25 protein-coding genes, 1 pseudogene and 1 riboswitch are annotated in these 25,009 nt (G+C 70.4%); of the genes and pseudogenes, 11 read left to right on the top strand and 15 right to left on the bottom strand.

Translation table 11 applies throughout. The annotated features are described in order from the left end of the window. Positions 1 to 14 precede the first annotated feature (14 nt). A riboswitch (TPP riboswitch) is annotated at positions 15 to 127 on the top strand. The 5 genes from thiO (at position 125) to ACZ3IC_RS07765 (ending at position 5,223) form a co-directional block, all read left to right on the top strand. Next, entirely contained in the window at positions 125 to 1,309 is a 1,185-nt protein-coding gene (gene thiO, locus ACZ3IC_RS07785) for a glycine oxidase ThiO (protein WP_467413641.1), read from the top strand. (Overlaps the previous riboswitch by 3 nt.) Then, the gene (gene thiS / locus ACZ3IC_RS07780; RefSeq protein ID WP_467413639.1) at positions 1,306 to 1,524 is read left to right on the top strand and encodes a sulfur carrier protein ThiS; all 219 of its coding nucleotides are present in this window, start codon (positions 1,306 to 1,308) and stop codon (positions 1,522 to 1,524) included. The genes thiO and thiS overlap by 4 nt, the downstream gene beginning before the upstream one ends. Positions 1,525 to 1,526: 2 nt before the next feature. Beyond that, positions 1,527 to 2,321, top strand: a complete 795-nt coding sequence (locus ACZ3IC_RS07775; protein WP_467413638.1) for a thiazole synthase — start codon at positions 1,527 to 1,529, stop codon at positions 2,319 to 2,321. Positions 2,322 to 2,442: 121 nt separating this feature from the next. Further along, positions 2,443 to 4,359 (top strand): Stk1 family PASTA domain-containing Ser/Thr kinase, encoded by a 1,917-nt coding sequence (gene pknB, locus ACZ3IC_RS07770; protein ID WP_467413636.1) that lies wholly within the window; start codon positions 2,443 to 2,445, stop codon positions 4,357 to 4,359. A 6-nt stretch (positions 4,360 to 4,365) separates the two neighbouring features. Beyond that, on the top strand, positions 4,366 to 5,223 hold the full coding sequence (locus ACZ3IC_RS07765) for a deoxyribonuclease IV (protein ID WP_467413635.1): 858 nt from the start codon (positions 4,366 to 4,368) through the stop codon (positions 5,221 to 5,223). 112 nt (positions 5,224 to 5,335) lie between these two features. Here the strand turns inward: ACZ3IC_RS07765 and ACZ3IC_RS07760 are convergent, their stop codons facing one another. Further along, positions 5,336 to 5,968: a sulfite oxidase-like oxidoreductase gene (locus ACZ3IC_RS07760; RefSeq protein ID WP_467413634.1), complete on the bottom strand. Its 633-nt coding sequence runs from the start codon at positions 5,966 to 5,968 to the stop codon at positions 5,336 to 5,338. A gap of 154 nt (positions 5,969 to 6,122) precedes the next feature. Between ACZ3IC_RS07760 and bfr the strand changes: the two genes are divergently transcribed. Beyond that, positions 6,123 to 6,602, top strand: coding sequence for a bacterioferritin (gene bfr / locus ACZ3IC_RS07755; protein WP_404167778.1), 480 nt, complete (start codon positions 6,123 to 6,125; stop codon positions 6,600 to 6,602). A 14-nt stretch (positions 6,603 to 6,616) separates the two neighbouring features. Here the strand turns inward: bfr and ACZ3IC_RS07750 are convergent, their stop codons facing one another. Then, on the bottom strand, positions 6,617 to 6,925 hold the full coding sequence (locus ACZ3IC_RS07750) for a (2Fe-2S)-binding protein (RefSeq protein ID WP_467413632.1): 309 nt from the start codon (positions 6,923 to 6,925) through the stop codon (positions 6,617 to 6,619). A 170-nt stretch (positions 6,926 to 7,095) separates the two neighbouring features. Continuing rightward, positions 7,096 to 8,442, bottom strand: a complete 1,347-nt coding sequence (locus ACZ3IC_RS07745; RefSeq protein ID WP_467414035.1) for a class II 3-deoxy-7-phosphoheptulonate synthase — start codon at positions 8,440 to 8,442, stop codon at positions 7,096 to 7,098. Positions 8,443 to 8,515: 73 nt separating this feature from the next. Here ACZ3IC_RS07745 and ACZ3IC_RS07740 point away from each other — a divergent pair, with 73 nt between their 5' ends. Together ACZ3IC_RS07740 and ACZ3IC_RS07735 are read left to right on the top strand one after the other, a co-directional pair. Further along, on the top strand, positions 8,516 to 8,602 hold the full coding sequence (locus ACZ3IC_RS07740) for a trp operon leader peptide (protein WP_467414033.1): 87 nt from the start codon (positions 8,516 to 8,518) through the stop codon (positions 8,600 to 8,602). Between the two features lie 94 nt (positions 8,603 to 8,696). Then, the gene (locus tag ACZ3IC_RS07735) at positions 8,697 to 10,589 is read left to right on the top strand and encodes an anthranilate synthase family protein (protein WP_467413629.1); all 1,893 of its coding nucleotides are present in this window, start codon (positions 8,697 to 8,699) and stop codon (positions 10,587 to 10,589) included. Positions 10,590 to 10,734: 145 nt separating this feature from the next. Here ACZ3IC_RS07735 and ACZ3IC_RS07730 read toward each other — a convergent pair. From ACZ3IC_RS07730 to ACZ3IC_RS07710, 5 genes and pseudogenes are all read right to left on the bottom strand, one after another. Then, positions 10,735 to 10,862: pseudogene (locus ACZ3IC_RS07730) on the bottom strand (2-hydroxyacid dehydrogenase); the annotation flags it as partial. A gap of 77 nt (positions 10,863 to 10,939) precedes the next feature. Then, the gene (locus ACZ3IC_RS07725; RefSeq protein WP_467413628.1) at positions 10,940 to 11,968 is read right to left on the bottom strand and encodes a 6-phosphofructokinase; all 1,029 of its coding nucleotides are present in this window, start codon (positions 11,966 to 11,968) and stop codon (positions 10,940 to 10,942) included. A gap of 125 nt (positions 11,969 to 12,093) precedes the next feature. Further along, entirely contained in the window at positions 12,094 to 12,786 is a 693-nt protein-coding gene (locus ACZ3IC_RS07720; protein WP_467413626.1) for a response regulator, read from the bottom strand. Next, positions 12,783 to 14,015 carry a MacS family sensor histidine kinase gene (gene macS, locus ACZ3IC_RS07715; protein WP_467413624.1) on the bottom strand — a complete coding sequence of 411 codons (1,233 nt, stop codon included), beginning with the start codon at positions 14,013 to 14,015 and terminating at the stop codon, positions 12,783 to 12,785. The genes ACZ3IC_RS07720 and macS overlap by 4 nt, the downstream gene beginning before the upstream one ends. Positions 14,016 to 14,065: 50 nt before the next feature. Further along, positions 14,066 to 14,809 carry a lysophospholipid acyltransferase family protein gene (locus ACZ3IC_RS07710; protein WP_467413621.1) on the bottom strand — a complete coding sequence of 248 codons (744 nt, stop codon included), beginning with the start codon at positions 14,807 to 14,809 and terminating at the stop codon, positions 14,066 to 14,068. 193 nt (positions 14,810 to 15,002) lie between these two features. Here ACZ3IC_RS07710 and ACZ3IC_RS07705 point away from each other — a divergent pair, with 193 nt between their 5' ends. Continuing rightward, the gene (locus ACZ3IC_RS07705) at positions 15,003 to 15,782 is read left to right on the top strand and encodes an alpha/beta hydrolase (protein ID WP_467413620.1); all 780 of its coding nucleotides are present in this window, start codon (positions 15,003 to 15,005) and stop codon (positions 15,780 to 15,782) included. Further along, the gene (locus ACZ3IC_RS07700) at positions 15,775 to 16,497 is read left to right on the top strand and encodes a hypothetical protein (RefSeq protein WP_467413618.1); all 723 of its coding nucleotides are present in this window, start codon (positions 15,775 to 15,777) and stop codon (positions 16,495 to 16,497) included. Before ACZ3IC_RS07705 ends, ACZ3IC_RS07700 begins: the two co-directional genes overlap by 8 nt. A gap of 62 nt (positions 16,498 to 16,559) precedes the next feature. Here ACZ3IC_RS07700 and ACZ3IC_RS07695 read toward each other — a convergent pair whose 3' ends face one another. The 6 genes from ACZ3IC_RS07695 to ACZ3IC_RS07670 all read right to left on the bottom strand — a co-directional run bounded on the left by ACZ3IC_RS07695 (position 16,560) and on the right by ACZ3IC_RS07670 (position 21,647). Continuing rightward, entirely contained in the window at positions 16,560 to 17,318 is a 759-nt protein-coding gene (locus tag ACZ3IC_RS07695) for an endonuclease/exonuclease/phosphatase family protein (RefSeq protein ID WP_467413616.1), read from the bottom strand. Between the two features lie 78 nt (positions 17,319 to 17,396). Continuing rightward, a complete protein-coding gene (locus ACZ3IC_RS07690) occupies positions 17,397 to 18,338 on the bottom strand; it encodes an ROK family glucokinase (RefSeq protein ID WP_467413614.1) in 942 nt (313 codons plus the stop codon). A gap of 74 nt (positions 18,339 to 18,412) precedes the next feature. Next, on the bottom strand, positions 18,413 to 18,871 hold the full coding sequence (locus ACZ3IC_RS07685) for a DUF5304 domain-containing protein (RefSeq protein ID WP_467413612.1): 459 nt from the start codon (positions 18,869 to 18,871) through the stop codon (positions 18,413 to 18,415). Between the two features lie 83 nt (positions 18,872 to 18,954). Continuing rightward, positions 18,955 to 20,280 (bottom strand): ArsA family ATPase, encoded by a 1,326-nt coding sequence (locus ACZ3IC_RS07680; RefSeq protein ID WP_467413611.1) that lies wholly within the window; start codon positions 20,278 to 20,280, stop codon positions 18,955 to 18,957. Positions 20,281 to 20,284: 4 nt separating this feature from the next. Next, positions 20,285 to 20,734, bottom strand: a complete 450-nt coding sequence (locus ACZ3IC_RS07675) for an SRPBCC family protein (RefSeq protein WP_363021337.1) — start codon at positions 20,732 to 20,734, stop codon at positions 20,285 to 20,287. A 106-nt stretch (positions 20,735 to 20,840) separates the two neighbouring features. Continuing rightward, on the bottom strand, positions 20,841 to 21,647 hold the full coding sequence (locus ACZ3IC_RS07670) for a metallophosphoesterase family protein (RefSeq protein WP_467413608.1): 807 nt from the start codon (positions 21,645 to 21,647) through the stop codon (positions 20,841 to 20,843). 280 nt (positions 21,648 to 21,927) lie between these two features. On the opposite strand from ACZ3IC_RS07670, the gene ACZ3IC_RS07665 reads away from it, so the two are divergent. Then, the gene (locus ACZ3IC_RS07665) at positions 21,928 to 23,724 is read left to right on the top strand and encodes an AMP-dependent synthetase/ligase (RefSeq protein ID WP_467413606.1); all 1,797 of its coding nucleotides are present in this window, start codon (positions 21,928 to 21,930) and stop codon (positions 23,722 to 23,724) included. 64 nt (positions 23,725 to 23,788) lie between these two features. Here ACZ3IC_RS07665 and ACZ3IC_RS07660 read toward each other — a convergent pair whose 3' ends face one another. Continuing rightward, entirely contained in the window at positions 23,789 to 24,931 is a 1,143-nt protein-coding gene (locus ACZ3IC_RS07660; protein ID WP_467413605.1) for a glycosyltransferase family 4 protein, read from the bottom strand. Positions 24,932 to 25,009: the final 78 nt, after the last annotated feature.

Genomic DNA, 25,009 nt, shown 5'->3' with positions numbered 1-25,009 from the left:
TAGGGTGGCCAACGTAAGACACTCGCGGGAGCCCGGACGCATCGGGCTGAGAGGGAGGCTGGGCGGCCTCCGACCGTACGAACCTGATCCGGGTCATGCCGGCGAAGGGAGGGGCTGGACGCCCATGCGTTCTTCTCGGAACGGAAACGGATCCGATGTCCTCGTCATCGGGGGCGGGATCATCGGACTGGTCACCGCCTGGCGGGCCGCGCAACGCGGACTGCGCACCGCGGTCGCGGACCCCGAACCGGGCAGCGGGGCCGCCCGGGTGGCGGCCGGCATGCTGGCCGCGGTCACCGAACTCCACTACGGCGAACAGATGCTGCTGGGCCTCAATGTCGCCTCGGCCGCCCGCTATCCGGCCTTCGCGGCCGAGCTGGAGGCGGCGAGCGGACAGGAGACCGGCTTCCGCGCCTGCGGCACCCTGGCCGTCGCACTGGACTCCGACGACCGGGCCCATTTGCGGGAACTGCACGCCCTTCAGCAGCGCTCGGGCCTGGAGTCGGAGTGGCTCACCGGCCGCGAGTGCCGCCGCCTGGAGCCGATGCTCGCGCCGGGCGTCCGCGGCGGTCTGCGGGTCGACGGCGACCACCAGATCGACCCCCGTCGGCTGGCCGCCGCACTGCTGACCGCCTGCGAACGGGCCGGGGTGGTCTTCCACCGCGGCTGGGTGGAGCGCCTGACGGTGGTACGCGACCGGGCCGCCGGAGCCGTGCTCGCCGGGGGTACGGAGCTCGCCGCCGACCAGGTCGTGCTCGCCGCGGGCAGCCTCAGCGGTCGGCTCCCGGGCCTGCCCGACGAGGCCGTGCCGCCGGTCCGGCCGGTGAAGGGGCAGGTGCTGCGGCTGACCGTGCCCGCCGCGTACGCACCGTTCCTCACCCGGACGGTCCGGGCCGTGGTCCGGGGGAGCCATGTCTATCTCGTACCCCGTGAGAACGGCGAACTGGTCGTCGGCGCCACCAGCGAGGAGATGGGCTGGGACACCACCGTCACCGCGGGCGGCGTCTACGAGCTGCTGCGCGACGCCCACGAGCTGATGCCCGGCATCACGGAACTCCCGCTCACCGAGACCCGGGCCGGCCTGCGCCCCGCCTCTCCCGACAACGCCCCGCTGCTCGGCCCCACCGCCCTGCCCGGCCTCCACCTCGCCACCGGCCACCACCGCAACGGGGTGCTGCTCACCCCCGTCACCGGTGACGTCATGGCGGAGCTCCTCACCGGCGGGGAGCTGCCCGAGGTGGCCCGCCCCTTCAGCCCGCACCGTTTCTCGTCCCCCGCCGTCTCCGTACGTCAGGAGCAGCCCGCATGACCGAGCCCGCACCGCTCTGCGTGTCCGTGAACGGCGAGGTCCGCCTCCTCGCCGCGGGCACCACCCTGGACGTCCTGGTAGCCACCCTGACCGCCGGACACTCCGGCGTCGCGGCCGCCGTCAACGAGACCGTCGTGCCGCGCGGTCAGTGGTCCACCGCCGCACTCGGTGACGGTGACCGCGTCGAGGTCCTGACCGCGGTCCAGGGAGGCTGACCATGTCCGACGACCCGTTCGCCCTCGGCGACACCACCTTCGGCTCCCGGCTAATCATGGGGACGGGTGGAGCACCCAGCCTCGATGTGCTGGAACGCTCCCTGACCGCCTCCGGCACCGAGCTGACCACCGTCGCGATGCGCCGCCTCGATCCGACCGTGCAGGGCTCGGTGCTCTCCGTCCTCCAGCGGCTCTCCGTCCGCGTCCTGCCGAACACGGCGGGCTGCTTCACCGCGGGCGAGGCCGTACTGACCGCCCGGCTGGCCCGCGAGGCGCTCGGCACCGACTGGATCAAGCTGGAGGTGGTGGCCGACGAGCGGACCCTGCTGCCCGACCCGATCGAGCTGCTGGACGCCGCCGAGACCCTGGTGGACGACGGTTTCACCGTGCTGCCGTACACCAATGACGACCCGGTGCTGGCCCGCAGGCTCCAGGACGTGGGGTGCGCGGCGATCATGCCGCTCGGCTCCCCCATCGGCTCCGGCCTCGGCATCCGCAATCCGCACAACTTCCAGCTGATCATCGAGCAGGCCCGGGTGCCGGTGATTCTCGACGCGGGCGCCGGGACGGCCTCGGACGCGGCGCTCGCGATGGAACTGGGATGCGCGGCGGTGATGCTGGCGTCCGCGGTGACCCGGGCCCAGGAGCCCGAGCTGATGGCCGCGGCGATGCGGCATGCGGTGGAGGGCGGGCGGCTGGCGTACCGCGCCGGCCGCATCCCGCGCCGGCACTTCGCCGAGGCCTCGTCGCCGGTGGAGGGGCGGGCGATGCTGGACCCGGAGCGCCCGGCGTTCTGACCCGCCGGACCGCCGCCGACGGCTGCGGCGCGCATGTCCCTGTCACGGCTCGGCTGCAGTACGGCCCCGGGACTGCCCCGGCCCGCGAGCCATGTCCGCGGCGGCTCGTAGACTCGCATGCGTGGATACGACCCTCCAGGACCCGCTTGTCGGGCAGCTGCTCGACGGCCGCTACCGCGTCGATGCCCGCATCGCCGTGGGCGGCATGGCCACGGTCTACCGGGCCATGGACACCCGGCTCGACCGGGTGCTCGCCCTCAAGGTGATGCACCCGGCACTCGCCACCGACGCCTCGTTCGTCGAGCGCTTCATCCGCGAGGCCAAGTCCGTGGCCCGGCTCGCGCACCCCAATGTCGTAGCGGTCTTCGACCAGGGTGCCCAGGGGCAGTACGTCTACCTCGCGATGGAGTACGTCGCGGGCTGCACCCTGCGCGACGTACTGCGCGAGCGCGGCGCCCTGCAGCCGCGCGCCGCCCTGGACATCCTGGAGCCGGTCCTCGCCGCCCTCGGTGCCGCGCACCGGGCGGGCTTCGTGCACCGCGACATGAAGCCGGAGAACGTCCTGATAGGGGACGACGGCCGGGTCAAGGTCGCCGACTTCGGTCTCGTACGGGCGGTGGGCGCCGTCACCAACACCACCGGGTCCGTCTTGGGCACCGTCTCCTATCTCGCCCCCGAGCAGATCGAGCGCGGCACGGCGGACACCCGCGCCGATGTGTACGCCTGCGGCGTCGTCCTGTACGAAATGCTGACCGGGTCCAAGCCGCACACCGGCGACACCCCCGCCCAGGTCATCTACCAGCACCTCAACGAGGCCGTCCCGGCCCCGTCGGCCGTCGTCCCGGGACTCCCCGTCGGACTCGACGACCTGGTGGCGAGCGCCACCGCCCGTAACCCCGAGGTCCGCCCGGTCGACGCCGTGGCGCTGCTCGCCGAGACCCGGGAGGCCCGCTCCGGCCTCACCGACGCCCAGCTGGACGCCGTACCGCCGCAGGCCCTCTCCGAGGTCCACGACGCCGCCGAGGACCGCACGAGCGTGATCCCGCGGCTGCTCCCGGCCGACCAGGGCGTCGCCCATCACACCAGCCGACTGGAAATGCCCCCGCCGATGCCGCCGCGGCCCGCGCCGCACGGCCTGCGCCTCCGCGCTCCACGGCGACCCGTCATCGCCGCGGTCGTCGCCGTGCTGCTGGCACTGGGTATCGGCACCGGTGTCTGGTACATCAACTCCGGCCAGTTCACCCGGGTCCCCTCGGTGCTCGGCCAGACCGAGAAGACCGCCGAGGAACGGCTCTCGGACGCCGGCTTGGAGCTCAAGAGCGTCGAGCGGGCCTACAGCGACACCGTCGAGCGCGGCGAGGTCATCAGCAGCGACCCCGAGTCCGGTGCCCGCATCCGGGGGAACGACGCGGTGACACTCGTCGTCTCGCGCGGCCCCGAGATCGTGAAGGTGCCCGATCTGCAGGGTCTCTCGGTCGCCGATGCCAGCCGTGCGCTGAAGAAGGTCGGCCTGGTGCCCGGCATGGTCACCAAGGAGTTCAGCGAGGAGACGGTACGGGGCGACGTGATCCGTACGGACCCCGCGGCCGGCGCCGAGCGCCACGCGGACTCCGCGATCGCTTTCGTCGTCAGCAAGGGGGCTCCGGTCGACGTCCCCGATGTCACCGGGCTGTCCGTCGAGGACGCCACCGCCGCGCTGGACGAGGAGGGGCTGAAGGCCGAGGTCCTGCCCGACCGGGTCAATTCCCCCGAGGTCGCGGGCGACATCGCCCGTCAGTCGCCGGGCGAGGGCACCGAGGCCGCCGAGGGCGACACCATCACGCTCACGGTCTCCAAGGGACCGCGGATGATCGACGTCCCGGACGTCATCGGGAAGGACGTCGACGACGCCAGGAGCGAGCTGGAGGACGCGGGCTTCGAGGTCAAGGTCGACCGCCCGTTCCTCTCCTTCGGCGACACCATCGACAGCCAGTCCGTCGACGGCGGCGAGCAGGCCCCCGAGGGCAGCACCATCACCATCAGGACCAAGGGACTCTAGATCCATATGCGCAATCCAGTCGGCGGCCATGTTCCCGTGGCCGGCGGCCTCGCCAAGGTCGGCCTCCCCTACGCCCGTGAGATGAGGGCGGAGGCCATCCAGGTCTTCGTCGCCAACCCGCGCGGCTGGGCGACGCCCGCGGGCAGTCCGGCCCAGGACGAACAGTTCCGCGCCGAGTGCGCCGCCGATTCCATACCGGCGTACGTCCATGCCCCGTATCTGATCAACTTCGGTTCGCACACCGAGGCCACCGTCGAGAAGTCCGTGGAATCGCTGCGCCACTCACTGCGTCGGGCCCGCGAGATCGGCGCCCTGGGCGTCGTGGTGCACACCGGATCGGCGACGGGCGGCCGACCGCGCGAACAGGCCCTCGCGCAGGTACGGACGCACATGCGACCGCTCCTGGACGAACTGACGCACGACGACGACCCGTATCTGCTGCTGGAGTCGACCGCCGGACAGGGATTCTCGCTCTGCTCGCGGACCTGGGACTTCGGCCCGTACTTCGACGCACTCGATGCCCACCCCAAGCTCGGCATCTGCCTCGACACCTGCCACATCTACGCGGCGGGGCACGATCTGACGGGCCCGGCGGGCATGCGCCAGACCCTGGACCTGCTGGTGGAGACGGTGGGCGAGGGCCGGCTGAAACTGATCCACGCCAATGACTCCAAAGACGTGGTGGGAGCACGCAAGGACCGTCACGAGAACATCGGCGCCGGGCACATCGGCGAGGAACCGTTCCGGGAGCTGTTCGCGCATCCGGCGACCGTCGGCGTGCCCCTGATCATCGAGACGCCGGGCGGCAGGGAAGGCCATGCGGCGGACGTGGCACGGCTGAAGGGGCTGCGCGACCGGGGCTGAGCACCTCGCATGCGCAGAGATTTCCTGGAGTACCCCACGGGGGCATGCTTCTGCGCGGCGGCGCACCGATGCCACCACTGACAACAGCCGGGTCGCCCCGAGAGCCGTCAGGTCAGAGCTCGGGGCCGTCGCCGGGCTCTTCCTGGTAGGAGTACCGCTGCTCGCGCCAGGGGTCACCGATGTTGTGATAGCCGCGCTCCTCCCAGAAGCCGCGGCGGTCGGCCGTCATGTACTCGACGCCCCGGACCCACTTGGGCCCCTTCCAGGCATAGAGGTGCGGCACGACGAGCCGAAGCGGGAAGCCGTGCTCGGCGGTGAGCAGCTCACCGCCCTTGTGGGTGGCGAAAAGTGTTCGGTCCGAGGCGAAGTCGGAGAGCCTCAGATTGGAGCTGAATCCGTACTCGGCCCAGACCATCACATGGGTGACGTTCGGTGCGGGTGGCGCGAGTTCCAGGACCGTACGGGCGAGCACGCCCCCCCATTCGGCGCCGAGCATGCTGAATTTTGTGACGCAGTGCAGGTCGGCGACGACCGAGGTGAACGGCAGCACCGAGAACTCCTGATGGCTCCAGCAGTGCTTCTCGCCGTCCGCCGTGGCGCCGAAGACCCGGAAATCCCAGCGGTCGGGCTTGAACTTCGGCACGGGCCCGTAGTGGGTAACCGGCCAACCGCGCTGGAGTCGCTGGCCCGGCGGAAGCTCGGACTGCTCTGACGCGCGGTTTTCCCGGCTTTCCGGCTGACCCATGACTCCATGGTGACAGACAGGCAGCGATGGTCCCGACCAAGTCAGGGACAATTCGGGCAAGCCATACTAAGCATGCACTTACTGGACGATTACCGGGTGCGGTGCGAGGATGCGGCCAACTTGACCAGTTCACCGGTTGGAAGGAGCCTCTGCGATGCAGGGCGACCCCGAGGTCCTTGAGTTCCTGAACGAGCAGCTGACCGCCGAGTTGACCGCCATCAATCAATATTTCCTGCATGCAAAGATGCAGGACAACTTCGGCTGGACAAAGCTCGCGAAGTACACCCGCTCCGAGTCCTTCGACGAGATGAAGCACGCCGAGGTTCTCACCGACCGCATCCTCTTCCTCGATGGACTGCCCAACTACCAGCGGCTGTTCCACGTACGGGTGGGCCAGACCGTCACCGAGATGTTCCAGGCCGACCGTCAGGTCGAGGTGGAGGCGATCGACCGCCTCAAGCGCGGGATCGAGCTGATGCGCGGCAAGGGTGACATCACGTCCGCAAACATCTTTGAGTCGATCCTGGCCGACGAGGAGCACCACATCGACTACCTCGACACTCAGTTGGAACTGGTCGAGAAGCTCGGGGAGCCGCTCTACATCGCCCAGCTGATCGAGCAGCCGGACAGCTAGAGCCGCTGTGAGGGTCAGGCCGCGTCGGGGAGCCGGACGCTCCGGGCCACGCCCGGGGCGATGCCGGGAGCGATACCCGGGTCGGCCTCGGGGGCGGCGTCCGCGGTGGCGTCACCGGCGGTGCCGGGCGTCCGCTTCCGGTCGAGCAGTTCGCGGCGCGGGCAGGCGCCTCGGCCGAGCACGGCCTGGATGGCGCGGACGCAGCCGCCGCAGTCCGTGCCCGCCTTGCAGGCGGAGGCTATCTGCCGGGGGGTGCAGGCGCCGGCTTCCGCATGTTCCTTGACCTGCTTCTCCGTAATGCCGAAGCACGAGCAGACATACATGCGGTTCACCTCCCGGCGGGATCGGTCGTTTGCTGCCACCCCGTTAATCGGTGAGGCCAACCTAACCTTACCTGGCTCTTAAACCCCTTGGTAGCCTCCGAACGCCCTGTGGGGCACGGATCACATGGATCCGTGCCCCACAGTCGTACGTGCGCTGCCTGCCGTGCTGCCTAGTGGTCCCGGTACATCTCGGCGACCAGGAACGCCAGGTCGAGGGACTGGCTGCGGTTGAGCCGCGGGTCGCAGGCCGTCTCGTAGCGCTGGTGCAGGTCGTCCACGAAGATCTCGTGGCCGCCGCCGACGCACTCGGTGACATCGTCACCGGTGAGCTCGACGTGGATGCCGCCCGGGTGCGTGCCGAGGCCCTTGTGCACCTCGAAGAAGCCCTTCACCTCGTCCAGGACGTCGTCGAAGCGACGGGTCTTGTGGCCGGAGGCGGCCTCGAAGGTGTTGCCGTGCATCGGGTCGGTCACCCACGCCACGATGGCGCCGGAGGCGGTGACCTTCTCGACCAGGTCGGGGAGCTTGTCGCGGACCTTGTCGGCGCCCATGCGGACGATGAAGGTCAGCCGGCCGGGCTCGCGCTCGGGGTCGAGGCGTTCGATGTAGCCGAGCGCCTCGTCGACGGTGGTTGTCGGACCGAGCTTGATCCCGATGGGGTTACGGATCTTCGAGGCGAACTCGATGTGCGCGCCGTCCATCTGGCGGGTGCGCTCACCGATCCAGACCATGTGGCCGGAGGTGTCGTACAGCCGGCCGGTGCGCGAGTCGGTGCGGGTCAGCGCCGACTCGTAGTCCAGCAGCAGCCCTTCGTGCGACGAGTAGAACTCGACCGCCTTGAACTCCGCCGGGTCCGTACCGCACGCCTTCATGAAGTTCAGCGCGTTGTCGATCTCGCGGGCCAGCGCCTCGTAGCGCTGCCCGGACGGGGACGACTTCACGAAGTCCTGGTTCCAGGCGTGCACCTGGCGCAGGTCGGCGTAACCGCCCGTGGTGAAGGCGCGGACGAGGTTCAGCGTGGAAGCGGATGCGTGGTACATCTGCTTCAGCCGGTCCGGGTCCGGGACCCGGGCTTCCTCGGTGAAGGCGAAGCCGTTGACGGAGTCACCGCGGTAGGTCGGCAGGGTGACGCCGTCGCGGGTCTCGGTCGACTTGGAGCGCGGCTTGGAGTACTGGCCGGCGATCCGGCCCACCTTGACGACGGGCACGGAGGCGGCGTAGGTGAGGACGGCGCTCATCTGGAGCAGCGTCTTCAGCTTGGCCCGGATGTGGTCGGCGGACACGGCGTCGAAGGCCTCGGCGCAGTCGCCGCCCTGCAGCAGGAACGCCTCGCCCTTGGCGACGGCTCCCATGCGGGCGCGCAGCTGGTCGCACTCGCCCGCGAAGACGAGCGGCGGATACGACGCGAGGTCCGCGAGTACATCGCGCAGGGCCTCGGCATCGGGGTACTCGGGCTGCTGCGCCGCGGGAAGATCTCGCCAGGTGTGGCCACCGGCGACGGAGGTATTGGCGTTCACGGTCACACGGACAACATTACGGGGTTTGGCGGTGCGTCCAGTCGTACGCTCAATAGTTGAGACGCGCGCTCGGATGACTCGGGCATCCGTTAGGGTTCGGAACATGTTCGCGCAGACAACCCAGAACTGGTGGTGGACCGCTCATCCGGCGGCCCACTGATCGATCGCGCGCAACAGACCACGCGAAGGCCGCCCGAGGGGCGGCCTTCTCTGCGTTTCGGGAGCCGTTCCTCCATCTGGAAGGAACACCCCCAATGTCTCAGCCTCACCCCACCGAGCTCGTCATCGACAGGCTCCTGGGTGACGACTGCCCGCCGTTCGCGCTGCTGCGCAGGCGCACACCCGGTCACGACCAGGACACCGTCGAGGTGCTGATCGGCCGGGTGCGGGAAGCGGACCGGCTCGCCGACCTCCCGGTCGGTGCACTGCCCTCGCTCGCCCTGGTGCCGTTCCGGCAGATCGCCGAGCGCGGCTTCGATGTGCGCGACGACGGGACGCCGCTGACCGTGCTGGTCGCGGACGAGACGTACGAACTGCCGCTCGCCGAAGTGCTGGACCACCTGCCGGTCCATGACGTACGGGTCGAGGGCGGCGCCTTCGACGTCCCCGACAAGGAGTACGCCGGGATCGTGCGGCGAATCGTCGAGGACGAGATCGGGCAGGGCGAGGGCGCGAACTTCGTCGTCCGGCGGACCTTCCGGGGCGAGATCCCCGGCTTCGGCCGGGCCGACGCGCTGGCCCTCTTCCGGCGGCTGCTGGCCGGTGAGCGGGGCGCGTACTGGACGTACGCCGTGCACACCGGGGAGAGGACGCTCGTCGGTGCCAGCCCCGAGGTGCATGTGCGGATGTCCGGCGGGACGGTCGTGATGAACCCGATCAGCGGGACGTACCGCTACCCCGCCGAGGGCCCGACCGCCGAGAATCTGCTGGCCTTCCTCGCCGACCGCAAGGAGCGGGACGAGCTCTCCATGGTGGTCGACGAGGAACTCAAGATGATGTGCACCGTCGGCGACATGGGCGGGGTGGTGGTCGGGCCGCGGCTCAAGGAAATGGCCCATCTCGCGCACACGGAGTACGAGCTGCGCGGGCGCTCCTCGCTGGATGTGCGGGAGGTGCTGAAGGAGACCATGTTCGCGGCGACGGTCACCGGCTCGCCCGTGCAGAACGCCTGCCGGGTCATCGAGCGGTACGAGCCCGGTGGGCGCGGGTACTACGGGGGCGCGCTGGCGCTGCTGCGGCAGGAGCCGGGCGGGGCGCAGACCCTGGACTCGCCGATCCTGATCCGTACCGCCGACATCTCGGCCGGCGGACAGTTGCGGGTGCCGGTCGGGGCGACGCTCGTACGCCATTCCGATCCGGACAGCGAGGTCGCCGAGACCCATGCGAAGGCGGCCGGGGTGCTGACCGCGCTGGGGGTGCGGCCGGGCCGGCCGCGGGCCGAGGCGGCGCGACCGCAGCTGGCGGGCGACCCTCGGGTGCAGACGGCGCTGGACGCCCGGCGGGACGGTCTCGCGCCGTTCTGGCTGCGGATGCAGGAGCGTACGCACGAGCTGTCCGGCCATGCGCTGGTGATCGACGGGGAGGACACCTTCACCGCGATGCTGGCACATCTGCTGCGTTCCTCGGGTCTGGAGGTCTCGGTGCGCCGCTACGACGAGCCGGGGTTGCGGGAGCGCGTACGGGCGCACGAGGGCCCGGTCGTGCTGGGCCCCGGGCCCGGGAATCCGGGTGACACCACCGATCCGAAGATGCGGCTGCTGCGGGGATTCGCCGCGGAGCTGGTCCGTGATCACCGGCACGGGCTGCTGGGGGTCTGTCTCGGCCATGAGCTGATCGCGGCGGAGCTGGGCCTGGAGATCGTCCGCAAGACCGTGCCGTACCAGGGCGCGCAGACCCGGATCGATCTGTTCGGGCGGCCGGAGACGGTCGGCTTCTACAACAGCTTCACCGCGCGCTGCGACGACGGCGTGGTCACCGAGCTGGCGGCACACGGTGTCGAGGTGAGCCTGGACGAGGCGACCGGGGAGCTGCACGCACTGCGCGGGCCGGGCTTCGCCTCGGTGCAGTTCCACCCGGAGTCGGTGCTGACGCTGCGCGGCGCGACGATCGTGGCCGAGCTGCTGGCGGGGCTGCCGGTCGCCGGCTGAAGGGGGCGGACGGGACCCCGGAGGGGCTCCGGGGTCCCAGTTCACCGGGAGCGCCGGGACGAGGACGTTGTCACTGCGGCGGCGGCCCAGATAGTCGGCGACGTTCTGGACGGTGGCGTCGATGATCTGGGCCACGGCGTCCTGCGTAGCCCGCCGCGATGGGCGCGGTGTCCTTGGTCAAAAAGACGTCCGGGCCACGGACCTCGTGCTGTCGAAGGTCTTCTCGATCAGCGGCTTCTCGTCGGACCGCACACCGAATGCCAGGATTTCCATGAATCCTCCCGTCCTCGCGCACATCAGGGGACATGGGCCGGTCATCGCGCATATACGGCCCATGTCCCCGGCGCCGCTCAGCCGAAGAAGACACCGACCTCCGCGTAGAGGGCCGGGTCGACGGTCTTGAGCCGGGCGGTCGCCTCCGCGATCGGCACCCGCACGATGTCGGTGCCCTTCAGGGCGACCATCGTGCCGAAGTCGCCGTCCCGCACGGCGTCGATGGCGTGCAGGCCGAAGCGGGTGGCCAGCCAGCGGTCGAAGGCGCTGGGGGTGCCGCCGCGCTGGACATGGCCGAGGACGGACGTTCTGGCCTCCTTGCCGGTGCGGCTCTCGATCTGTCCGGCCAGCCATTCGCCGACGCCGGAGAGCCGGACATGACCGAAGGAGTCGTGCGATCCGTCCTTGAGAATCATCTCGCCCCGGGCGGGCGCGGCTCCTTCGGCGACCACCACGATCGGTGCGTAGCTCGCCCTGAACCGGGAAATCACCCAGGCGCAGACCTGGTCGACGTCGAAGCGCTGTTCCGGGATGAGGATGACGTTCGCGCCGCCGGCCAGCCCGGAGTGGAGCGCGATCCAGCCCGCATGGCGGCCCATCACCTCGACGACGAGGACCCGCATATGGGACTCGGCCGTGGTGTGGAGCCGGTCGATGGCCTCGGTCGCGATGCCGACGGCCGTGTCGAATCCGAAGGTGTAGTCGGTGGCGGAGAGGTCGTTGTCGATGGTCTTGGGAACGCCGACGCACTTGATGCCGTGCTCGTCGGACAGGGCCGCCGCCACGCCGAGGGTGTCCTCGCCGCCGATGGTGATGAGCGAATCGACCTCGTACTGGGCGAGGTTGTCCCTGATCCGGCGAATACCGTGCTCCGTGCCGAGCGGATTGGTGCGCGAGGAGCCGAGGATGGTGCCGCCGCGCGGCAGGATGCCGCGCACCACCGGGACGGAGAGGGGCACCGTCTCGCCCTCCAGCGGGCCGCGCCAGCCGTCCCGGAATCCGATGAAGTCGTAGCCGTACTCCTGTACGCCCTTGCGGACGATGGCGCGGATGACCGCGTTGAGCCCGGGGCAGTCGCCGCCCCCGGTCAGTACTCCGACCCGCATGGAAGCTTCCCTTCGCCGAGGTGAGCTCCCCCAAGACCACGCTAATGGTGATCCAGTCACTCAGGTACAGGTCGGAGGGTCAATTCCGTGCAATGGACAGCTGTTGGCCGCCGGGTCCGTTGTGCTCAGGCGTCGTCGAGTCCGCGCTCGATCGCATACCGCACGAGCTCCACCCGGTTGTGCAGTTGGAGCTTGCCCAGGGTGTTCTGGACGTGGTTCTGGACGGTGCGGTGCGAGATGACCAGACGCTCGGCGATCTGCTTGTACGAGAGCCCCTTGGCGACCAGCCGCAGCACTTCGGTCTCACGCTCGGTGAGCTGTGGGGCCTTGGGTTCGTCGGAGGCGACGGGTGTGGGGTCGGAGGCGAGCCTGCGGTATTCACCGAGGACCAGTCCGGCCAGGCCCGGGGTGAAGACGGGGTCACCGACGGCAGTGGACCGCACGGCCTCGGTCAGCTCCTGTGTACTGGCCGACTTGAGCAGATAGCCGGTGGCGCCGGACTTGACCGCTTCCAGTACGTCGGCGTGCTCACCGCTCGCGGAGAGCACCAGCACCCGCAGTCCGGGGTGGGAGCCGACGAGCTCCTTGCAGACCTGAACGCCGGGCATGCCGGGCAGATTGAGGTCGAGCACGAGGACGTCAGGGGTGGCGGCCTTCGCCCTGCGGACGGCCTGCGGTCCGTCACCGGCGGTCGCCACCACCTCGAAACCGGACTCGGAAAGGTCGCGGGCGACGGCGTCGCGCCACATCGGGTGGTCGTCGACCACCATCACCCTGATGGCCCGCTCCTCGGCACCCTGGGTGTTCTCCGTGCTCATCTGGCTGATCCTGCCTTCCCCCGTGAAACCTTCGGAACCTTCAACTCCACCTCGGTGCCCTGGCCGGGCACCGAAATCAACTCTGCTGTGCCGCCCAGGTCACGCAGCCTTCCCCGGATCGACAGGGCGACCCCCATCCGCCCCTCCCCCTCGGCCTGGGCGAGCCGCCCGTCCGGGATGCCGGGGCCGTCGTCCCTGACCGTCACGATCACCTCGTCCGGCCAGTCCTCCACAAGGATCCAGGCCTGGGCATTCTCCCCCGCATGGACCCTGACATTGTCCAGGGCGGCGCCGACAGCGGCCGCCAGTTCCTTCGCGGCCGCGGGGGCGAGCAGCACCGGAGCGCCGGGCTCCGCGAAGCTGATCCGGGAGCCGGCGTGCGGCGCGAGCAGGGAGCGCAGATCGTGCTCGGCCTGTTCGGACGGCCCGTCCTCCTCCTCGTCGACCTCGACGCTGCGGACCACCGCGCCCTCGGAGGCGTCCTCGGATACCCGGGTGGTGGGCACCAGACCGCTGGAGACCAGGGTGCGCAGGGCGACTTCCTGTTCCCCGGCCATCCGGCCCAGCTCGGCGGCCTCGCCGCCCAGTGCCGTGCCGCGGCGCTGCACCATCGCGAGGACCTGGAGCACGCTGTCGTGGATGTCCCGGGCCAGCCGCTCCCGTTCACGGGTGGCTGCCTCGATCTCCAGGGCGCGGGCGAGGGTGCGCTCACTGGCCCGGGCCACCTCGACGACGTAACCGATGGCGATCGAGGCGACCCAGACCAGCAGGACGTTGTGGAAGGTGTCCCGGCTGGGCTCGCCGCGCTCGATGATGTTGGCGACGGCGACGAAGGTGGAGGCGAAGGCGGCCCAGCGCCAGCCGCCCTTGATCGCGAAGGCCAGCACGGAGCCCGCGGTCCAGATGGACGACAGCGTCGGACCGTCGATGTGCTGGGCGTCGAAGTCGGCGAGCGGGGTGAGAAGAATGCCGGCGAGGGCAAGGGTCAGGTCGGCGCCGAGGAAACGCTTGGTGCAGGCGACGGCGCCCGCGACCTTCGGGAGGGTGCCGAGCGTCCAGGCCGCCATCACCACCAGGAAGGCGACGGCCACCCAGGGCCGCTCGTACTTGTCCCGGCCGAAGACGGCGAGCAGGATTGCGTAGAGCATCGTCAGAATGCGGTACGCCATCAGCGCACGCCACAGCGGCTGCTCGACCGACATGCGCACGACACGCTCGCGCCTGGCCATTTCCCCACCCCCCGGACGGAAACGACGCGGTTACGCGCCGGACCGTTCCGTCAGCCTTGCGTTCCGGACTCTCTGCCCGCGTGCTTCTGCTCCTCGGCGCGGCGCTTCGCCTCGTCCGCGATCTGCCGCTTGGCGGCGGTCGCGTAGATGTCGACGTACTCCTGGCCGGAGAGCTTCATGATCTCGTACATCACTTCGTCGGTGACCGAGCGCAGGATGAAGCGGTCCCCCTCCATGCCGTGGTAGCGGCTGAAGTCGAGCGGCTTGCCGATCCTGATCCCCGGGCGCATCAGCTTGGGGATCACCTGGCCGGGCGGCTGGATCTTCTCCGTGTCGATCATCGCGACGGGGATGACGGGCGCTCCGGTGGCCAGCGCCACCCGGGCGAGCCCGCCGGGCTTGCCACGGTACAGACGGCCGTCGGGCGAGCGGGTGCCCTCCGGGTAGATACCGAAGAGCCTGCCGCTCTCGATGACCTCGATGCCCGCCTTGATGGCCGCCTCACCGGCACCGCGGGCACCCGAGCGGTCCACCGGGAGCTGGCCGACGCCCTTGAAGAAGGCGGCGGTCAGTTTGCCCTTCAGCCCGGGAGCGGTGAAGTACTCGGACTTGGCGATGAAGGTGACCTTGCGGTCCAGGACGGCCGGCAGGAAGAAGGAGTCGGAGAAGGACAGATGGTTGCTCGCGAGGATCGCCGGTCCCTGCGCGGGGATGTTCTCCAGGCCCTCCACCCATGGCCTGAAGGCGAGCTTCAGCCCCCCGCCGATGGAGAACTTCATTGCGCCGTAGATCAACTCGGGTGCCTCCTGTGTGCTGTCCGACAGACCTTAACCTGTGGGGCCGTCCGCGTTCCCGCCCGGCACGGAGCCGATGCGGCGGCCGAGCGGTGACGCCCCTGGTCGGTGTCAGTCCGGTCGCGTACGGTGAAGTAATCCTTCTGCACTCCCCCTTTCGCTCCCCTTCGAGCCTCACGAACAGGAGACCCCGGTGCCGGTCCTGCCTGGAGCCGAGCCGTTCCGCCACGAGGGCGGGGAGGTCGGCGTCCTTCTCTGTCACGGATTTACCGGTTCCCCGCAGTCGCTGCGCCCCTGGGCCGACTATCTGGCGGAGCGCGGGCTCACCGTTTCGCTGCCACTGCTCCCCGGACACGGCACCCGCTGGGAGGACATGCAGGTCACCGGCTGGCAGGACTGGTACGCGGAAGTGGACCGGGAGCTGCGCGCCCTGCTGGAGCGGTGCAGCCAGGTCTTCGTCTTCGGTCTGTCCATGGGCGGCGCGCTGACGCTGCGGCTGGCGGCGAAGCACGGGGACACGATCAGTGGTCTGGTGCTCGTCAATCCGGCGAACAAGGTGCACGGCCTGTCGGCGTACGCGCTGCCGGTCGCCCGCCATCTGGTGCGGACGACGAAGGGGCTCGCGAGCGATATCGCCCTGGGGGGCTCCGCCGAGGTGGGGTATGACCGGGTTCCGTTGCACGCGGCGCATTCGCTGCGCAAGTTCTTCCGCCTGGTCGACGCCGAACTGCCCCAGGTCACCCAGCCGATCGTGCTGCTGCACAGCCCGCAGGACCATGTGGTGCCGCCCGCCGACTCGGCCCGGATCCTCAGCCGGGTGTCGTCGACGGATATCGAGGAGATCCTGCTGGAACAGAGCTACCACGTGGCGACGTTGGACCACGATGCGGAGCGGATCTTCGACGAGAGCTACCGGTTCATCGGCCGCCTCGCTCCGAGCGTCGGAAAGAAGGGGAGCACGTCAGGTGGCTGAGCACGACGCGGAGCGCGCGGGCAGCGAGGAGGGGCGCGAGCCTCTTCCCGCGGAAGGAACAGCCCTTCCCGCGGAAGGAACGGCTCTTCCCGCGGAGGGAGCTGCCCTGCCCTCGGACGGAGCGGCCGTTGCCGACGACGGTACGGGGCCGCAGGATGCTGCTGCCGACGGCGACCGGTCCGACCGGTCGATCGACGAGGACGCCGCGTGGCAGGCGATCATCGCGGGATACGGCGAGGAGCCGCCGGACCCGCCGGGTGCCAAGCCGTTCAGGTCGATCGAGGATCTCGCCCTGCTGGAGGACGATCAGTCGGGCGTCCTGGATCCGGACAAGGGGATCGGGAAGAAGCCCCCGAGACCGCCGGAGAAGCCGCTCGGCAGCTCGGTCGTCTTCGCCCCCGGCGTCACCGGTCCGCGTGACCACGAGCTCGTGGAGCCGAAGGACGGCGACATCGACGACAGCGACGAGGGGCATTTCGTCCCCCCGGAGCCGCCGCCGCTGCCCGAGGCCGATGTCACGGCGAAGTTCGCCTGGCTCGCGGTCGTCGGCGGTCCGGTGCTGATGCTGGTCGCGGTGCTGCTGCGGTGGGACATGACCTGGTGGCTCACGACGGTCTGCGTCGGCGGCTTCCTGGGCGGCTTCGTCACGCTGGTGGCGCGGATGGAGGACGACGACGAGGACGACGACGACCCCGGGCGCGGAGCCGTGGTCTGAGAGCCTGTCGGGTGATCTCCGACCGGGCCGGTCGATGTGGCCTTGAGCTGCTGCCGCCCGGCTCAGGGCCTGGTCGCAGGCACCCGCAGCCCCGCCAACACCGGCAGGTGGTCCGTGGCCGCCCTCAGATCCGCGTCGGTGATGCCGGGCAGCCCCGAGGGGACACCGCAGCCGAGCACCTCGATCCCGCCGGTCGCGAACACCGCGTCGATCCGCCGCCTGGGCCGGTCCGGCGAGAAGGTGTTCTCCTGACCCCACGGCCGGACCGCCCAGCAGTCCTGGAGCCGCCCGGCCAGCCGGCGGAACGCGGTCCCCGTCGGTACGTCGTTGAGGTCGCCGGCCGCGATGGCGTGCTCGACGCCCATCGCGTCCAGCCGTTCCAGCAGCAGCTCCGTCTGGGCCAGGCGTTCGTCGCGCTGCAGGCTCAGATGAAAGCTCAGCAGACCGATCCGGGTGCCCGCGATCCGTACCACCGACGTGGCGAAGCCCCTGCGGTGCAGTCCGGGGGTGCGTGGCAGCAGGACGTCCTCCGTTCGTTCCACGGTGGCACGCAGCGAGCAGAGCAGCAACGGGCCGGCCGCCGTGGCGCCACCGCTGAGGACGACCAGGTCGGTGCGGGCCGCGAGCCAGGCGGCGTGCTTGCGCCAGCGGAAGAAGCGCGGGGCTTCCTGGATGAGGACAAGATCGGGGGCGCAGGCGCTGATGACACGGGCCAGCGCCTCGCAGTCGTCGCGCATCGACCGGACGTTGTAGCTGAGCACTCTGATGACGGCCGAACCATCCGGCTCGGTACGGGAGTCGGGCAGCGGCGTCAGGACCATGCGTCTCACGATACGACGGACGCCCGCCGCTCCCCACGGGGCGCGACGGGCGTCCGGCTCTGTCCGGTTCCGGATGGTTCAGCCCTGGCGGGCCAAGTCCGCCGCGCCCACCAGGCCTGCCTTGCCGCCCAGTTGGGCCGCGAGCACCTGGGCGTGCGGGCGCCACTCGCCCCCGATCAGCCAGCGCCGGAACGACTTGCGGATCGGGTCGAGGACCAGCTCGCCCTCGTCCGAAACGCCGCCGCCGACGATGAACGCGGACGGGTCGAAGAGCGAGGCGAGGTCGGCGAGTCCGGCGCCGGCCCAGCGGGCCAGCTCGCGGAACGAGTCGATCGCCACCAGGTCGCCCTGCCGGGCGGCCTGGCTGATGTGCTTGCCCTCGATGCCGTCCACCGTGCCGTCGCCGAGCGACAGCAGGATCGTGGCATTCTCCGGGGTGGCATTGGCGCGCTGCTTCGCGTACCGGACGAGGGCGCGCCCGGATGCGTACTGCTCCCAGCAGCCCTGGCTGCCGCAGCCGCAGAGCAGGCCGTCCGGGACGACCCGAATGTGGCCGAACTCGGCGGCCACACCGAAGCGTCCGCGGCGCAGCTTGTTGCCGATGATGATGCCGCCGCCGAGACCGGTGCCGAGCGTGATGCAGATGACGTCGTCGTGGCCCTGTCCGGCGCCGAAGCGGTACTCGCCCCAGGCGGCGGCGTTGGCGTCGTTCTCGACGACGACCGGAAGGCCGACGCGCTGTTCGACCTTGTCCTTCAGCGGCTCGTGCCGCCAGTCGATGTTCGGCGCGAACAGCACGGTGGCACGCTTGTCGTCGACGTATCCGGCAGCGCCGATGCCGACGGCGTCGATCTGGTGACCCTCGCTCGCGCCGGACACCGCCGCCGCGATCGCGTCCACAATGCCTTCAGCCGTCGGCGGGGTCGGCACCTTGAACATCGAGAGGATGCGGCCCTCTTCGTCGACCACTCCAGCTGCGATCTTGGTGCCGCCGATGTCGACGCCGATGGTGAGTCCCATGAATCCCTCAGTTTCGGTCGAGCCCCGCTGTGGCCAACCGTACCCGAGCCGTGAACCCGGCCCATCGGTGCCGGTCAGTCCAGGTCGATGTGCTCGCCCGCGGCGGGGCCCTCGTCGCGGGGGTCGGTGGGATCGTCGGCCTTCTTTTCGGTGCCTGCGGGGTCCCCGGCGCCCTGGGTCCAGCGGCGCTCCTGACCTTCCACGGCGGAGCGGTAGGCGGCGAGGAGTTCGCTGCCGGCCGCGGCGATGTGATCGAAGACGTCCGGATTGCGTTCGATGACGGGCTCGACAGCGGACTTCGCCTGCTTGATGATCTGCTGCACGGTGCCCTGGGCCGCCGCCCCGAACAGCGGCGGCTGGAGGGACGAGACCTTGTCGGCGACGGCTTCGACCAGCTTGCGCAGCTCCTCGGCGGCGGAGCCGGGCTGCGGGCCGTGCTGGGCGCGGCGGCGGGCCTTCTCCGCCTCGAGGTCCTCGGCGCAGGCCTTCGCCCACGCGTCGTCGTCGACGGGACGATCGGTGGCTTCGCTCATGGCGGACTCCTGCGACGTGGTTTGCCGGCGGTTACGCATACGGGACACGTACTGACGACGTTACCCGACCCGTGGCGCGCCGTTCAGCTCGTCCGGGGCCACAGATCGGGGTCCGGCGTGAACCGGACCCGCAGCACCCCGTCGGTGAGGGCCGCGCCGGAGACGGTGCAGCGGCGAAGCCCGGACTCCAGGGGGATGATCCGGTGGAACGGGCCCACGGTGACGAGCAGTTCGTCGCCGCGGCGCACCAGCTGGAGCTCCGTCTTGACAGCGCCGGGCAGGGGCAGGCACCAGACCAGGACAGAGCCGCCGTCGCCGGACGGCGGGGCGGTCACGACACGGCCACCGGGCAGCGGCGACCGCAGCCCGTCGAAGCCGTCCGGAGCGTTCGGACCCTCGATCCACCAGGGGTCGTCGGCCCGGCCGGGGCCCCGGCCGTCCAGTTCCGCGGCGAGTCCGTCGCCCTTGAAGAGGCCGCCGCCGGTGCCCACCTCCTCGAAGACGGTGCAGCCGGCTCCGGTGTCGAGGAGAGTGAGGTCGTCCGGGCCCCTCGGGTCGCGGCCGAGGTGGGGCACTTCGCACAAGGCCGCCGCCGGCACCCATTCCTCGTACCAGTGGTCGATGGTCTTCTCCTGCTGCGCGGCGAGGGCCGCGAACCAGGGGTCGCCGGAGTGCCTGGGCAGTACCCGGTTCACGGCGAGGGTGTCGACACGCAGCCCGTGCAGGGCGAGTCCGGTGCGGGCGGTGCGCAGGGCGTCCTCGGCGGCGGGGCCCGGTTCGGCGACGAGCCTGAGCGTGGTGTCGCGGCCCTCGATCAGTGCCTGGACGGCAGCCAGCTCGGCGTCCCTGCGGGCTGCGGCCTCGTACAGCCACTGGGCGGGCATGGGTACGCCGGCGAGCTGGGCGAGCATCGGGCGCAGGGCGCGGGCGGCCTGGCGTTCCTGGGGCAGCAGCCGACGCAGATAACGGCGCAGCTGTTCGGGCAGGGCGAGTACGGCGAGCGCTTCGCGCAGCGGCGGCAGGTCGACGACGAGGAGTTCGTAGCCGCCCTTCGACCAGTCGCCCTCGGCCGCGCGGCGCAGGGCGTGCAGGAGGGCGAGCTGGGAGCTGCCTGGGAGTTCGGTGAGTTCCTCGCCGTCCAGCCGGTTCCCGCCGAGCAGGTCGAGTACGCCGGACGCCTGGTCCTGGAGAGCGAGGAGTTCGCTGCGGAAGCGCTCGCCGGAGTCGATACGGGCGGACCACAGGCCGTCGGTGACCTCGGCGGGTTCCGTGCCGTCGGGGAAGCCGGGTATGGCGTCGGCGGAGAGCAGCAGGGTGCGGCGGCCCCGGCGGGCCGCGGCCAGTGCGGTCGCTGCCGCGACGGTGGTACGGCCGGCACCGCCGGGGCCGGTGACGAGGACCGTACGCACCGGGTCAGGCCTTCGGAACGGACTCGACGCGCTTCTTCAGACCGGCCAGAGCGCGGTCGATGATGACCTTCTCCGCCTTGCGCTTGATCATGCCGAGCATCGGGATCTTGACATCGACGGTCAGCCGGTAGGTGACCTCGGTGCGGTCGCCGTCGCCGAGCGGGGCCAGGGCGTAGGAGCCGTCGATCGCGCGCAGCATCTGGGACTTGACGAGGGTCCAGCTGACTTCGTAGTCGCCGATCCAGGTGTAGGCGAGGGTGTGGTCGTCCTTGATCGCTCCGGCGTCGAGGACGAGACGGACCTTCTCGGCGCGGCCCCGGTCGTCGGTGGCGAGGACCTCGGCCTCCTTGACCTCGCCGGTCCACTCCGGGTAGCGGTCGAAGTCGGCGATCACGCCCATGACATCGGCCGGCGCCGCCTCGATCGTGATGCTCGAGCTGGTGTGTTCAGCCATCGCCGTGGCTCCTCCAGTGCGGTGTACCGGTGCGTCGGCAGAAGCCTGCCGTCAGAAGGCTATCGCGTGTCCGCAGCGCCTCGTTCCAGGGTTCGGTGCCGGTGGGTCACCACTCCAGGGCCCAGGGCCTGCCGGTGGACGCGAAGTGACCGACGTTCACACATTCGGTGGCACCGATCCGCATCCGGCGGACCAGGGGCTGGTGGACATGGCCGAACAGCGCGTACCGGGGGCGGGTCCTGCGGATGGCGTCGAGCAGGGCCCGGCTGCCGCGTTCGAAGCGGCGCGCCACCGTGTCGTACGTCAGCTCCGGCACATCGGGCGGGATGTGGGTGCAGAGCACGTCGACCGGGCCGATCGCCTCGATCTTGGCCGCGTACTCTTCGTCGCTGATCTCGTACGGAGTGTTCATCGGGGTCTTCAGGCCGCCGCCGACGAAGCCGAGCACGCGGCCGCCGATCGCGACGCGGTCCCCGTCGAGGACGGTGGTGCCCGGGCGTGCGTACTCGGGCCACAGGCCGGGGATGTCGACGTTGCCGTAGGTGGCGTACGTCGGGGTGGGAAAGGCGGCGAAGAGCTCGGCGTACTGCTTGCGCACCGCTGAGACGATCGCGGCGTTGCGGTCCATGCCCGCCCACAGGCCGCGGCCGAACTCGCGTGCCTCCTCGAAGCGGCGCGCGGTGCGCAGCGCGACGATTCGGTCGGCGTTCTCCACGCCGAAGAGATCGGGGAAGATGCCGCGCGAGTGGTCGGCGTAGTCGAGGAAGAGCACCAGGTCACCGAGGCAGATCAGCGCGTCCGCGCCGTCCCCGGCGCGGGCCAGGGCCTCGGTGTTGCCGTGCACGTCACTGACCACATGAATGCGCGTGCGCCGCGCGGTCGAGGTTTCTCGGCTGTTCGGTCGGGCCGGCATGACGATCACCCTAGAACTCTGCTGCCCGCCTGGGTAGAGGTCGCCGGACCTGCGATGACCTTTGGGTGGTGACGGCAGTGGACTACTGTGCGCGCATGGATCACCGTTGTGTGTGACGCATAAGACATCTGGCCGGAACCCCCTATCGGGAACCGAGTACCGGTGGGTAACGTCCGGGCAGTCCAGTTGTGCTCACCCCACTGAGCACCTGCCAGTCTTGGACCGCAGCCGGTGCATCACACAGAGCCGTGGCACCGGAGCCCGATGAGGAGCAGCAGTCTTGCGCGAGTTCAGCCTTCCGGCCCTGTACGAGGTCCCCTCGGACGGCAACCTGACGGATCTCATCCGCCGCAATGCCGCTCAGCATCCCGATGTCGCGGTGATGAGCCGGAAGGTCGCGGGCGTGTGGACCGATGTCGACGCCACGCAGTTTTTGGCCGAGGTCAGGGCCGTCGCCAAGGGCCTGATCGCCGCGGGGGTCGAAGTGGGCGACCGGGTGGCCCTGCTCTCCCCCACCCGTTACGAGTGGGTGCTGCTCGACTTCGCGGTCTGGAGCGCGGGCGCGGTCACCGTCCCGGTGTACGAGACGAGCTCGCCCGAGCAGATCCAGTGGATCCTCGGCGACTCCGGCGCCACCTTGTGCGTCGTGGAGTCCGAGGCCCACCAGGCCTCCGTGGTCTCGGTCCAGGCGGACCTGCCGGCGCTGAAGGGCATCTGGCAGATCGAGGACGACGCGGTCCGCCGGCTGTCGGCGATCGGCGAGGACGTCTCGGACGAGACCCTGGACCTGCGGATGGCGAGCGCCGGGGCGGACGACCCGGCCACCATCGTCTACACCTCGGGCACCACCGGTCGTCCCAAGGGCTGTGTGCTCACGCACCGCAGCTTCTTCGCGGAGTGCGGCAATGTGGTGGAGCGGCTGAAGCCCCTCTTCCGTGCCGGCGAGTGTTCGGTGCTGCTCTTCCTGCCCGCCGCGCATGTCTTCGGGCGGCTGGTCGAGGTGGCCTCGGTGATGGCCCCGATCAAGCTCGGCTGCGTACCGGACATCAAGAACCTCACCGATGAACTGGCCTCCTTCCGGCCGACGTTGATCCTCGGTGTGCCGCGGGTCTTCGAGAAGGTCTACAACTCGGCGCGCGCCAAGGCGCAGGCCGACGGCAAGGGAAAGATCTTCGACAGGGCCGCGAACACGGCGATCGCCTACAGCCTCGCGCTGAGTACCCCTCAGGGCCCGTCCATGGGACTGAAGTTCAAGCACAAGATCTTCGACCGGCTGGTGTACGGCAAGCTGCGGGCCGTGCTCGGCGGCCGCGGCGAGTACGCGATCTCCGGCGGTGCACCGCTGGGCGAGCGGCTCGGCCACTTCTACCGCGGCATCGGCTTCACCGTCCTTGAGGGCTACGGCCTCACCGAGACGTGCGCGGCGACCGCCTTCAATCCGTGGGACAGGCAGAAGATCGGTACGGTCGGTCAGCCGCTGCCCGGCTCGGTCGTCCGGATCGCCGACGACGGCGAGGTGCTGCTGCACGGCGAGCACCTGTTCGTCGGTTACTGGAACAACGAGACGGCGACGGCCGAGGCGCTGGCCGACGGCTGGTTCCACACGGGCGACATCGGCACGCTCGACGAGGACGGCTATCTCTCGATCACCGGCCGCAAGAAGGAGATCCTCGTCACGGCGGGCGGCAAGAACGTCGCTCCCGCGGTGATCGAGGACCGTATCCGCGGGCACGCCCTGGTCGCCGAGTGCATGGTGGTCGGCGACGGACGGCCGTTCGTGGGCGCGCTGGTCACCCTGGACGAGGAGTTCCTGGGCCGCTGGGCCTTGGAGCACGGCAAACCGGCCGGCTCGACGGCCGTGTCGCTGCGCGAGGACCCGGAGCTGCTGGCCGAGGTGCAGCGGGCGGTGGACGACGGGAACGCCGCGGTGTCCAAGGCGGAGTCGGTGCGCAAGTTCCGCATCCTGTCCTCCCAGTTCACCGAGGAGGCGGGCCACATCACACCGTCGCTGAAGTTGAAGCGGAATGTGGTGGCGAAGGACTTCGCGGACGAGATCGAGTCGATCTACCGGGGCTGACCGGGAGTACGTGAGAGGGCGCCGCACGGCGTGTGCCCCCTCTCACGTACCGCGTCACGTGGTCTCAGAGCAGCGCCCGGAGCCTCTCGGCCAGCAGGTCCCAGCGCCACTTCTGCTCGACCCAGGCCCGCCCCCGCTCACCCATCCGCTGCCGCAGCTCCGGGTCGCGGAGCAGGGTGACGATCCGGTCGGCCGACTCCTCCACGGAGCCGCCGCGCACCACCCACCCGGTCTCGCCGTCGAGCACGGCGTCCGGCGCACCGCCCGAATCGCCCGCCACCACCGGCAGTCCGGTCGCGGACGCCTCCAGGAAGACGATGCCGAGGCCCTCCACGTCGAGGCCGCCGCGACGGGTCCGGCACGGCATGGCGAAGACGTCACCCGCGCCGTAGTGGGCGGGCAGCTCCTCCCACGGCACCGCCCCGGTGAAGCGCACCGAGTCGCTGACCCCCGTCTCCTCGGCCAGCCGCTCGAGCTCCTTGGCGTACGGTCCGCCTCCGACGATCAGCAGCACCGTGTCCGGTACCTGCGCCAGGATCGCGGGCATCGCGAGGATCAGCGTGTCCTGGCCCTTGCGGGGCACGAGCCGTGACACGCAGACGACGACGGGCCGGTCCGAGAGTCCGAGCCGGGCTCTGATCCGGTCCCCGCCGGAGTCCGGGTGGAAGGTCTTCTCGTCGACGCCGGGCGGCAGTTGGACCATGCGGCCGGCTGCCTCAGGGGTGAGTGCGGTGGCGATCCGGGAGCGGGTGTACTCCCCCAGGTAGGTGATCGTGTCCGTGCCTGCGCCGATCCGTCCCAGCAGTTGCCGGGCCGCGGGCAGCTGGGCCCAGGCCGCCTCGTGCCCGTGCGTGGTGGCGACCAGGCGGCGGGCACCGGCCCTGCGCAGCGCCGGTGCCATCAGCCCGAGCGGGGCCGCCGCGCCGAACCAGACGGACGTGCAGCCGTGCGCGCGCAGCAGCTGCACCGCGCGCCGGGTGACCCGTGGGGTCGGCAGCAGCATCGTCGTACGGTCGCGGACGACGGTGAACGGCTGCTCGGCGTCGAAGGCGGCGGTGGCCGCCATGCCTTCGGGGCTGCGTTTCCAGGTAGAGGCGTATACGACAATCTTCCCGGGGTCCAGGCGCAGCGCCATGTTGTGCAGAAACGCCTGGATACCGCCGGGGCGGGGCGGGAAATCGTTGGTCACGATCAGGGTCTTGTCCATCCAGGCCGACAGTACCGGCCGCCGGAATGGCTCTCGCACAGCCGGGCGGGCATCATGGCTCCCCATACCCTGCGACTA

The organism is Streptomyces sp. NPDC002958 (assembly GCF_055563255.1).
Note: the sequence above shows the minus strand (reverse complement) of the source record. Positions and strands in the feature narration are given on the sequence as shown.

Coding starts and splice junctions, on each gene's coding strand:
- thiO (WP_467413641.1), top strand. CDS start 125: ATGCGTTCTTCTCGGAACGGAAACGGATCCGATGTCCTCGTCATCGGG.
- thiS (WP_467413639.1), top strand. CDS start 1,306: ATGACCGAGCCCGCACCGCTCTGCGTGTCCGTGAACGGCGAGGTCCGC.
- ACZ3IC_RS07775 (WP_467413638.1), top strand. CDS start 1,527: ATGTCCGACGACCCGTTCGCCCTCGGCGACACCACCTTCGGCTCCCGG.
- ACZ3IC_RS07765 (WP_467413635.1), top strand. CDS start 4,366: ATGCGCAATCCAGTCGGCGGCCATGTTCCCGTGGCCGGCGGCCTCGCC.
- ACZ3IC_RS07760 (WP_467413634.1), bottom strand. CDS start 5,968: ATGGGTCAGCCGGAAAGCCGGGAAAACCGCGCGTCAGAGCAGTCCGAG.
- bfr (WP_404167778.1), top strand. CDS start 6,123: ATGCAGGGCGACCCCGAGGTCCTTGAGTTCCTGAACGAGCAGCTGACC.
- ACZ3IC_RS07750 (WP_467413632.1), bottom strand. CDS start 6,925: ATGTATGTCTGCTCGTGCTTCGGCATTACGGAGAAGCAGGTCAAGGAA.
- ACZ3IC_RS07740 (WP_467414033.1), top strand. CDS start 8,516: ATGACTCGGGCATCCGTTAGGGTTCGGAACATGTTCGCGCAGACAACC.
- ACZ3IC_RS07735 (WP_467413629.1), top strand. CDS start 8,697: ATGTCTCAGCCTCACCCCACCGAGCTCGTCATCGACAGGCTCCTGGGT.
- ACZ3IC_RS07725 (WP_467413628.1), bottom strand. CDS start 11,968: ATGCGGGTCGGAGTACTGACCGGGGGCGGCGACTGCCCCGGGCTCAAC.
- ACZ3IC_RS07720 (WP_467413626.1), bottom strand. CDS start 12,786: ATGAGCACGGAGAACACCCAGGGTGCCGAGGAGCGGGCCATCAGGGTG.
- macS (WP_467413624.1), bottom strand. CDS start 14,015: ATGGCCAGGCGCGAGCGTGTCGTGCGCATGTCGGTCGAGCAGCCGCTG.
- ACZ3IC_RS07695 (WP_467413616.1), bottom strand. CDS start 17,318: ATGGTCCTGACGCCGCTGCCCGACTCCCGTACCGAGCCGGATGGTTCG.
- ACZ3IC_RS07690 (WP_467413614.1), bottom strand. CDS start 18,338: ATGGGACTCACCATCGGCGTCGACATCGGCGGCACCAAGATCGCAGCT.
- ACZ3IC_RS07685 (WP_467413612.1), bottom strand. CDS start 18,871: ATGAGCGAAGCCACCGATCGTCCCGTCGACGACGACGCGTGGGCGAAG.
- ACZ3IC_RS07675 (WP_363021337.1), bottom strand. CDS start 20,734: ATGGCTGAACACACCAGCTCGAGCATCACGATCGAGGCGGCGCCGGCC.
- ACZ3IC_RS07670 (WP_467413608.1), bottom strand. CDS start 21,647: ATGCCGGCCCGACCGAACAGCCGAGAAACCTCGACCGCGCGGCGCACG.
- ACZ3IC_RS07660 (WP_467413605.1), bottom strand. CDS start 24,931: ATGGACAAGACCCTGATCGTGACCAACGATTTCCCGCCCCGCCCCGGC.